Origin of the sequence: Streptomyces sp. UH6 (assembly GCF_013421635.1) — a bacterium.
GTDB lineage: Bacteria > Actinomycetota > Actinomycetes > Streptomycetales > Streptomycetaceae > Streptomyces > Streptomyces abyssomicinicus.
The window spans coordinates 1-7,176 of sequence record NZ_JACADT010000231.1; the positions used below are offsets into that span (position 1 = coordinate 1).

Sequence of the window (7,176 nt, forward strand, 5' to 3'; positions counted from 1 at the left end):
GGTGATCAGCGCCGCGGTGCCGGGGTGCAGCACGACCGTGCGGGCCGGTCGTCGCTCCCCGCCGCCCCGCCCCTCGTCGAGGACCACCGAGGGGACCTCCAGGCGCGCCAGCGCGAGCGCGAGGGTGAGCCCCACCGGACCCGCGCCCACGACGAGCACAGGGGCGGAGGGAGGTGGAGCGGAGTGCACGATCACATGGTTATGCAACCCATTGCAGGTGTCCGCGTCAAGCGACGAAGGCAGTGGCGGGGCCGCCACTGCCTTCGTCGGACGAACGCCCGTGTCACCTGGGGCGTCGGGAAACTGACGGGTCGTCGGTTCCGGTCACACGCCCGGGGCCGCGAAAGCCGACTGGTCGGCTCCTCCGTCGGCTGCGAGCGTCACGCCGGTGGACTTCTTGGCCCTCCGCAGACGCTTCTCCAGCCAGCTCGCGAACGAGGTCAGCGCGAAGTTGATCACGATGAAGATGACCGCCGCGACCGTGAGGGACTGGATGATGTTGGCGCCGTAGAAGGAGCTGGCCGTGGTGGCGCTGGACAGCAGCTCGGGGAAGGTCATCATGTAGCCGCCGAGGGCGGTGTCCTTCACGATGACCACGATCTGGCTGACGATGGCCGGCAGCATCGCGGTGACCGCCTGCGGCAGCAGCACCACGCGCATCACCTGGCTCTTGCGCAGACCGATGGCCATGGCCGCCTCGGACTGCCCCTTGGGCAGGGAGAGGATGCCGGCCCGCACGACCTCCGCGAGCACCGACGCGTTGTACAGGACCAAGCCGGTGATCACCGCGTACAGCGGCCGTGAGTCACTGCTGACACCGGTGTACAGGTAGTAGAACTCCCCGCAGAACACCATCAGGATCAGCACGGGGATGGCGCGGAAGAACTCGACGACCACCGTGGCCGGCACGCGGATCCATGCGTGGTCGGACAGCCGGGCTATGCCGAGCACCGCGCCCAGCGGCAGGGCTATCACCAGGGACAGCGCCGCGGCCAGCAAGGTGTTCTTCAGGCCCGGCAGCAGGTAGGTCGTCCAGGACTCGGTGCCGAAGAAGGGCGACCACATGGCCCAGTCGAGCTGGCCCTTCTCCTTCAGGGAGCTGTAGACCCACCACAGCAGCACGGCCACCGCGACCAGGAAGACGGCCGTGTAGGCGACGTTGCGGGCCTTGGCCCGCGGGCCCTGGGCCTCGTAGAGAACCGACGCGCTCATCGCTTCACCGCCACCTTCTTGCCCAGCAGGCCCATCAGCAGGCCGGTGGGCAGCGTCAGGCACACGAAGCCGAACGCGAAGACCGCGCCGATCAGCACCAGCTGCGCCTCGTTCTCGATCATTTCCTTCATCAGCAGCGAAGCCTCGGCCACACCGATCACGGCGGCGACCGTGGTGTTCTTCGTCAGTGCGATCAGCACGTTGGCCAGCGGGCCCACCGCCGCGCGGAAGGCCTGCGGCAGCACGATCAGCCGCAGCACCTGGCCGAAGTTCAGGCCGAGCGCGCGTGCCGCCTCCGCCTGCCCGACGGGCACGGTGTTGATGCCGGAGCGCAGCGCCTCGCAGACGAACGCCGAGGTGTAGAGGATCAGCCCCAGCACCGACAGGCGGAAGCTGATGACCTGGACGATCCCGTCGCCCCCGAGGTCGACACCGAGTGTCTGGTAAAGCCCCAGCGAGCTGAACAGGATGATCACAGTCAGCGGGATGTTGCGTACGAAGTTCACGTACGCGGTGCCGAAGGCGCGCATCAGCGGCACCGGGCCCACCCGCATGCCGGCCAGCAGAGTTCCCCAGATCAGGGAGCCGATCGCTGAGTAGACGGTGAGTTGCACCGTCGCCCAGAAGGCCCCCAGCAGGTCGTAACCTTCAAGAAAGTCGAACACGATCTCCCGCGCTTCCGCGTGTCGGTTGGCTCAGGGCAGGCGGCCCGTCCCCCCGGCCGGAGCCGGGAGGACGGTGCCGCCGTGGTGAAGCCGCTGGACGTTACTTCTTGATGTCGCCGATCTTCGGCGCGGGCTCGTTCTTGTAGTTCGCGGGACCGAAGTGGGCCGCGACGGCCTTCTCCCACGCACCGTCGGAGACCATCTTCTCGAGGGCGGAGTTGATCTTCGCCTTGAGGTCGCTGCCCTCCTTGACGCCGATGCCGTAGTTCTCGTTCGAGAGCTTCAGGCCGGTGAGCTTGAACTTGCCCTTGAAGGAGTCCTGCGCGGCGTAGCCGGCCAGGATCGAGTCGTCCGTGGTCAGCGCGTCGACGGCGCCGTTCTGCAGACCGGTCAGGCAGGCGGAGTAGGTCGGGTACTCCTGCAGCTGGGCCTTGGGGGCCAGCTTCTCCTTGACGTTCTGCGCGGAGGTCGAGCCGGTCACCGAGCAGAGCTTCTTGCTGTTCAGGTCCTCGGCCGACTTGATGGAGTCGTCGTCGGCGCGGACCAGCAGGTCCTGGTGGGCCAGCAGGTACGGGCCGGCGAAGTCGACCTTCGCCTCACGCTCGTCGTTGATCGAGTAGGAGGCGGCGATGAAGTCGACGTCACCACGCGAGAGCATGTTCTCGCGGTCGGCGCTCTTCGACTCCTTCCACTCGATCTGGTCCTCGGAGTAGCCGAGCTCCTTGGCGACGAACTTCGCCACGTCCACGTCGAAGCCCGCGTAGCCCTGCGGCGTCTTCTGGCCGATGCCGGGCTGGTCGAACTTGATGCCGATCGTGATCTTGCCCTTGCCGCCCTCGGAGCCGCCCTTGGCGTCCTTCTCGGCGGCGCCCTCACCACAGGCGGTGGCGGTCAGGGCCAGGGCGATGACGGCCGCGGAGGCGGCGGTGACCTTGCGGAGCTTCATGGTGAACATCCTTTGCGTGATGAGGAGATACGACCCGCCCCCGGACGAGTCCGGAGACGGGAGGTGGCGCGGGCGCCTCGGAGGGTTTCCCGGCGGGTGTCTCAGTGGTGCAGGATCTTGGACAGGAAGTCCTTGGCGCGGTCGCTGCGGGGGTTGCTGAAGAACTGCTCCGGGGCGGCCTCCTCGACGATCCGCCCGTCCGCCATGAAGACGACCCGGTTCGCGGCCGACCGTGCGAAGCCCATCTCGTGGGTGACGACGATCATGGTCATGCCGTCGCGGGCGAGCTGCTGCATGACCTCCAGCACCTCGTTGATCATCTCCGGGTCCAGGGCGGAGGTGGGCTCGTCGAAGAGCATCACCTTCGGCTCCATGGCGAGCGCCCGCGCGATCGCGACGCGCTGCTGCTGGCCGCCGGAGAGCTGGGCCGGGTACTTGTCCGCCTGCGCGCCGACGCCGACCCGGTCGAGCAGGGCCCGCGCCTTCTCCTCGGCCGCCTTCTTGTCGGTCCTGCGGACCTTGACCTGGCCCAGGGTGACGTTCTCGAGGATCGTCTTGTGGGCGAACAGGTTGAACGACTGGAAGACCATGCCGACGTCGGCGCGCAGCCGCGCGAGCTCCTTGCCCTCGGCGGGCAGCGGCTTGCCGTCGATCGTGATCGAGCCGGAGTCGATGGTCTCGAGCCGGTTGATGGTGCGGCACAGAGTGGACTTGCCGGACCCCGAGGGTCCGATGACCACGACAACCTCACCGCGGGCGATGGTCAGATCGATGTCCTGGAGCACGTGCAGAGCACCGAAGTGCTTGTTGACGTCCTTCAGGACCACGAGATCGCCGACCGGGGCCGCATCTTCCTTGGCCACCGTTACATCGGTCATCGTTTGCTGGCTCCGTCCTCCTCGGTTTCCGGTGGACCTTAATAACCCGGTCCTACCAGCGCATTACTTCTGAGCGGAAATTGAGCATCACGATCGGATAGCAATCGGACACTTGCCGTAGTTGGGACGTCCTGATCCGTACCGGGTGGGTAACGAAACCCCTCGCGGCGCTCCTAAACCTGTTCGCGGGGTGGTACCCGATAAGGAGGTCCGGACGGGAAGCGCGCCCGGACGGGACGGCCGAAGGGAGGGCCGAACGACATGAGACTGCTGCTCGTCGAGGACGACAACCACGTGGCGGCGGCCCTGACCGCGATCCTGGCCCGGCACGGCTTCAGCGTCACCCACGCCCGCAACGGCGAGGAGGCGCTGCGCGCGCTGGTGCCCGGCGGCCCGGCCTTCGCGGTCGTCCTGCTCGACCTGGGCCTGCCCGACCAGGACGGGTTCGAGGTCTGCGGCCGGATCCGCAAGCGCACCACCACCCCGGTGATCATGGTCACCGCCCGGGCCGACGTCCGCTCCCGCATCCACGGCCTCAACCTGGGCGCCGACGACTACGTGGTCAAGCCCTACGACACCGGGGAACTGCTCGCCCGCATCCACGCGGTCAGCCGCCGCCGCCCCGCCGAGGAGAGCGCCTCCGGGGCCGACGACGGCGTCATCGACCTGGGCACGGTCCGCATCGAGCTGTCCACCCGGCAGGTCACCGTCGAAGGGGCCGTCGTCGCCCTCACCCGCAAGGAGTTCGACCTGCTCGCCCTGCTCGCCCAGCGTCCGGGCGTGGTCTTCCGGCGCGAGCAGATCATCAGCGAGGTGTGGCGTACCAGCTGGGAGGGGACCGGGCGTACTCTCGAGGTGCACGTCGCCTCGCTGCGCTCCAAGCTCCGCCGGCCGACGCTGATAGAGACCGTTCGCGGCGTCGGGTACCGACTCGTCGCCCCGGCCGCCTAGGGGACGGGTGCGCAACAGGCTTCTTCCGCTGCTGATCGTCCTGATGGCGGCCGTGCTGCTCGCCCTCGGCGTGCCCCTGGCGGTGAGCGTGGCCGCCACCGAGCAGCAGCGCGTGGTGGTGGACCGGATCGACGACACCGCCCGCTTCGCCGCCCTCGCCCAGTTCGTCCGCACCCTCGCGCCCGGCGACGTCCCGGACGGGGCGGCCGGCGAGCGCGACGACAACCTCGCCCGCGAACTGGACAGCTACCACAAGGTCTTCGGCATCCGGGCGGGCGTCTTCCAGCGCAACGACGAACTGGTGACCTCCGCGCCCGACGACTGGCAGCTGCCCGCGAGCGGCGAGGTGCGCGCCGCGTTCGAGGAGGCGCTGCTCAGCCGCCCCAGCCACGACCCGGAACAGGTCTGGCCCTGGCAGGACCGGCGGCTGGTGGTCGCCTCACCGGTGATCCGGGACGGCGACGTGGTCGCCGTCGTGGTCACCGACTCGCCCACCGACGCGATGCGCTGGCGCACGCTCCAGAGCTGGCTGCTGATCGCCGCGGGCGAACTGGCCGCCATGCTGGTCGCGGTGGGCGCCGCGCTGCGGCTCACCCACTGGGTGCTGCGGCCGGTCCGTGTCCTGGACGCCACCACCCACGACATCGCCACCGGCCGCCTCAAGTCCCGGGTCGCCGCCGCCGGCGGACCGCCCGAACTCCAGCGACTGGCCCGGTCGTTCAACGAGATGGCCGACCACGTGGAGGACGTGCTGGAGCAGCAGCGCGCCTTCGTGGCCGACGCCTCCCACCAACTGCGCAACCCGCTCTCCGCGCTGCTCCTGCGGATCGAGCTGCTGGCGCTGGAACTTCCCGAGGGCAACGAGGAGATCGCCTCGGTGCGCACGGAGGGCAAGCGGCTCGCGCACGTCCTCGACGATCTGCTGGACCTGGCCCTCGCCGAGCACACCGAGCCGGAGCTGGGCCTCGCGGACATCGGCGCGCTCACCGGGGAACGGGTCGCCGCCTGGGCCCCCGCCGCGGAGGCCAAGGGGGTCCGGCTCACCGGTGAGTGCCCCGCCACCACCGCCTGGGCCGACCCGGTCACCCTCTCCAGCGCCCTCGACGCGGTGATCGACAACGCGGTCAAGTTCACGCCCGGCGGCGGCGAGGTGCGGGTCACGGTGGCCGCCAACGGGCGCACCGCCACAGTCGTCGTCACCGACGAGGGCCCCGGCCTCACCGACGAGGAGCTGGACCGCGTCGGCGACCGGTTCTGGCGCAGCGGACGCCATCAGAACATCAACGGGTCCGGTCTGGGCCTGTCCATCACCAAGGCGCTGCTCGCCGCGGCGGGCGGCTCGCTGGACATCGCCCACCACCGGCCCCACGGACTGGCCGTGACCGTGACCGTGCCCCGCTCGGCGCCTACGGCTTGACCGAGCGGTAGTAGTCCCGGGCGCCCTCGTGCAGCGGCACCGGATGGGTGTCTATCGCGGTGCGCACGTCGACCAGCTGGGCCGAGTGCACCTTCTCGCCGATCTCGTCCCGGCTGCGGATCACCGTGCGGGTGAGCCACTCGGTGAGCTCCGGGTCCGCGTCCGCACGGGTGATGAGCAGGTTGGAGACGGCCAGGGTCTCCACCGGCTCACCGTCCATCGCCTCCGGGTACGCGGACTCGGGCATGGTGGTGGACCGGTAGTGGCCGTACCGGTTGCCCTGCTCGTGGAGCCGGGTCACGAGGGCGCTGTCGACGGGGACGAAGCGGTAGTCGAAGGTCCTGGCCAGATTCGTCAGGCCCGCCGTGGGGATGCCGCCCGACCAGAACAGGGCGTCGATCTCGCCGCGCCTCAGCTTGTCCGGCCCGGTGTCGATGCCGTCGAGGTGCCGGACGATGTCGTCCTGCGGATCCAGACCCGCCGCCGTCAGGACCCGTTCCGCGATCAGCTGCACGCCGGAGTCGTTCGGGCCGATGCCCACCCGGAGCCCCTTGAGGTCGGCGACGTGCCGGACGTCGGAGTCGGCGGGGACGAGCACGTGCAGGTAGTCGTCGTACAGGCGGGCCACGCCCCGCAGCTGGTCCGCCCTCGCGCTCTCGTTGGACTTGTACTCCTGCACCGCGTCGGCGGCGGCGATGGCGAAGTCGGCCTTGCCGACGGCCACCATGGCCACGTTCTGCCGGGAGCCGGAGGACTCCTTCAGGCGCACCGACAGGTCCGGCATGTCCACCGCCAGGTCCTTGCGCAGTTCCTCGCCGTAGACGTGGTAGACGCCCGCCGGGGTGCCCGTGCCGAAGACCGTCCGCCCGCTCGGCGGCGTCCTGCCCAGGGGCAGCAGCCACCACAGCAGCACGGCCAGGACGACCAGGACGACGAACGAACCCGTCAGGGCTCTTCGTCTGCCGATACGGGTCACAGCCGGGAACATGCCCGCGATCCTGCCAGCTCGGAGCCCGCCACCGGTAGGCCGGGGATCACGCACGCGCTCCACCGTCCTGTGCGACCGGTCACCATCCGGGACGGCGACGGCGCTCCGGGACGGCGGCG

8 protein-coding genes are annotated in these 7,176 nt (G+C 69.7%); 2 read left to right on the forward strand and 6 right to left on the reverse strand.

Going from position 1 to position 7,176, the window contains the following annotated elements:
* The 5 genes from HW445_RS13805 to HW445_RS13825 all read right to left on the reverse strand — a co-directional run.
* Positions 1 to 189, reverse strand: a 189-nt coding sequence (locus HW445_RS13805) for an FAD-dependent monooxygenase (protein WP_308799085.1), incomplete at its 3' end; no start/stop codon positions are given.
* Between the two features lie 135 nt (positions 190 to 324).
* Entirely contained in the window at positions 325 to 1,212 is an 888-nt protein-coding gene (locus tag HW445_RS13810) for an amino acid ABC transporter permease (protein WP_180221317.1), read from the reverse strand.
* Positions 1,209 to 1,877, reverse strand: coding sequence for an amino acid ABC transporter permease (locus HW445_RS13815; RefSeq protein ID WP_180221318.1), 669 nt, complete (start codon positions 1,875 to 1,877; stop codon positions 1,209 to 1,211). The genes HW445_RS13810 and HW445_RS13815 overlap by 4 nt, the downstream gene beginning before the upstream one ends.
* A 100-nt stretch (positions 1,878 to 1,977) precedes the next feature.
* On the reverse strand, positions 1,978 to 2,823 hold the full coding sequence (locus HW445_RS13820; protein ID WP_180221319.1) for a glutamate ABC transporter substrate-binding protein: 846 nt from the start codon (positions 2,821 to 2,823) through the stop codon (positions 1,978 to 1,980).
* Between the two features lie 101 nt (positions 2,824 to 2,924).
* Positions 2,925 to 3,701, reverse strand: a complete 777-nt coding sequence (locus HW445_RS13825; protein WP_180221320.1) for an amino acid ABC transporter ATP-binding protein — start codon at positions 3,699 to 3,701, stop codon at positions 2,925 to 2,927.
* A gap of 261 nt (positions 3,702 to 3,962) precedes the next feature.
* On the opposite strand from HW445_RS13825, the gene HW445_RS13830 reads away from it, so the two are divergent.
* Together HW445_RS13830 and HW445_RS13835 are read left to right on the forward strand one after the other, a co-directional pair.
* On the forward strand, positions 3,963 to 4,652 hold the full coding sequence (locus tag HW445_RS13830) for a response regulator transcription factor (RefSeq protein ID WP_180221321.1): 690 nt from the start codon (positions 3,963 to 3,965) through the stop codon (positions 4,650 to 4,652).
* Between the two features lie 7 nt (positions 4,653 to 4,659).
* A complete protein-coding gene (locus HW445_RS13835) occupies positions 4,660 to 6,069 on the forward strand; it encodes a HAMP domain-containing sensor histidine kinase (RefSeq protein ID WP_180221322.1) in 1,410 nt (469 codons plus the stop codon).
* Here the strand turns inward: HW445_RS13835 and HW445_RS13840 are convergent.
* Entirely contained in the window at positions 6,059 to 7,057 is a 999-nt protein-coding gene (locus HW445_RS13840) for a TAXI family TRAP transporter solute-binding subunit (protein ID WP_180221323.1), read from the reverse strand. The two genes, HW445_RS13835 and HW445_RS13840, sit on opposite strands and share 11 nt — an antisense overlap.
* Between the last annotated feature and the right edge of the window lie 119 nt (positions 7,058 to 7,176).

Excerpts from the sequence above, each read along its gene's own strand:
- HW445_RS13810 (WP_180221317.1), bottom strand. The coding sequence starts at position 1,212 with ATGAGCGCGTCGGTTCTCTACGAGGCCCAGGGCCCGCGGGCCAAGGCC.
- HW445_RS13820 (WP_180221319.1), bottom strand. The coding sequence starts at position 2,823 with ATGAAGCTCCGCAAGGTCACCGCCGCCTCCGCGGCCGTCATCGCCCTG.
- HW445_RS13825 (WP_180221320.1), bottom strand. The coding sequence starts at position 3,701 with ATGACCGATGTAACGGTGGCCAAGGAAGATGCGGCCCCGGTCGGCGAT.
- HW445_RS13830 (WP_180221321.1), top strand. The coding sequence starts at position 3,963 with ATGAGACTGCTGCTCGTCGAGGACGACAACCACGTGGCGGCGGCCCTG.
- HW445_RS13840 (WP_180221323.1), bottom strand. The coding sequence starts at position 7,057 with ATGTTCCCGGCTGTGACCCGTATCGGCAGACGAAGAGCCCTGACGGGT.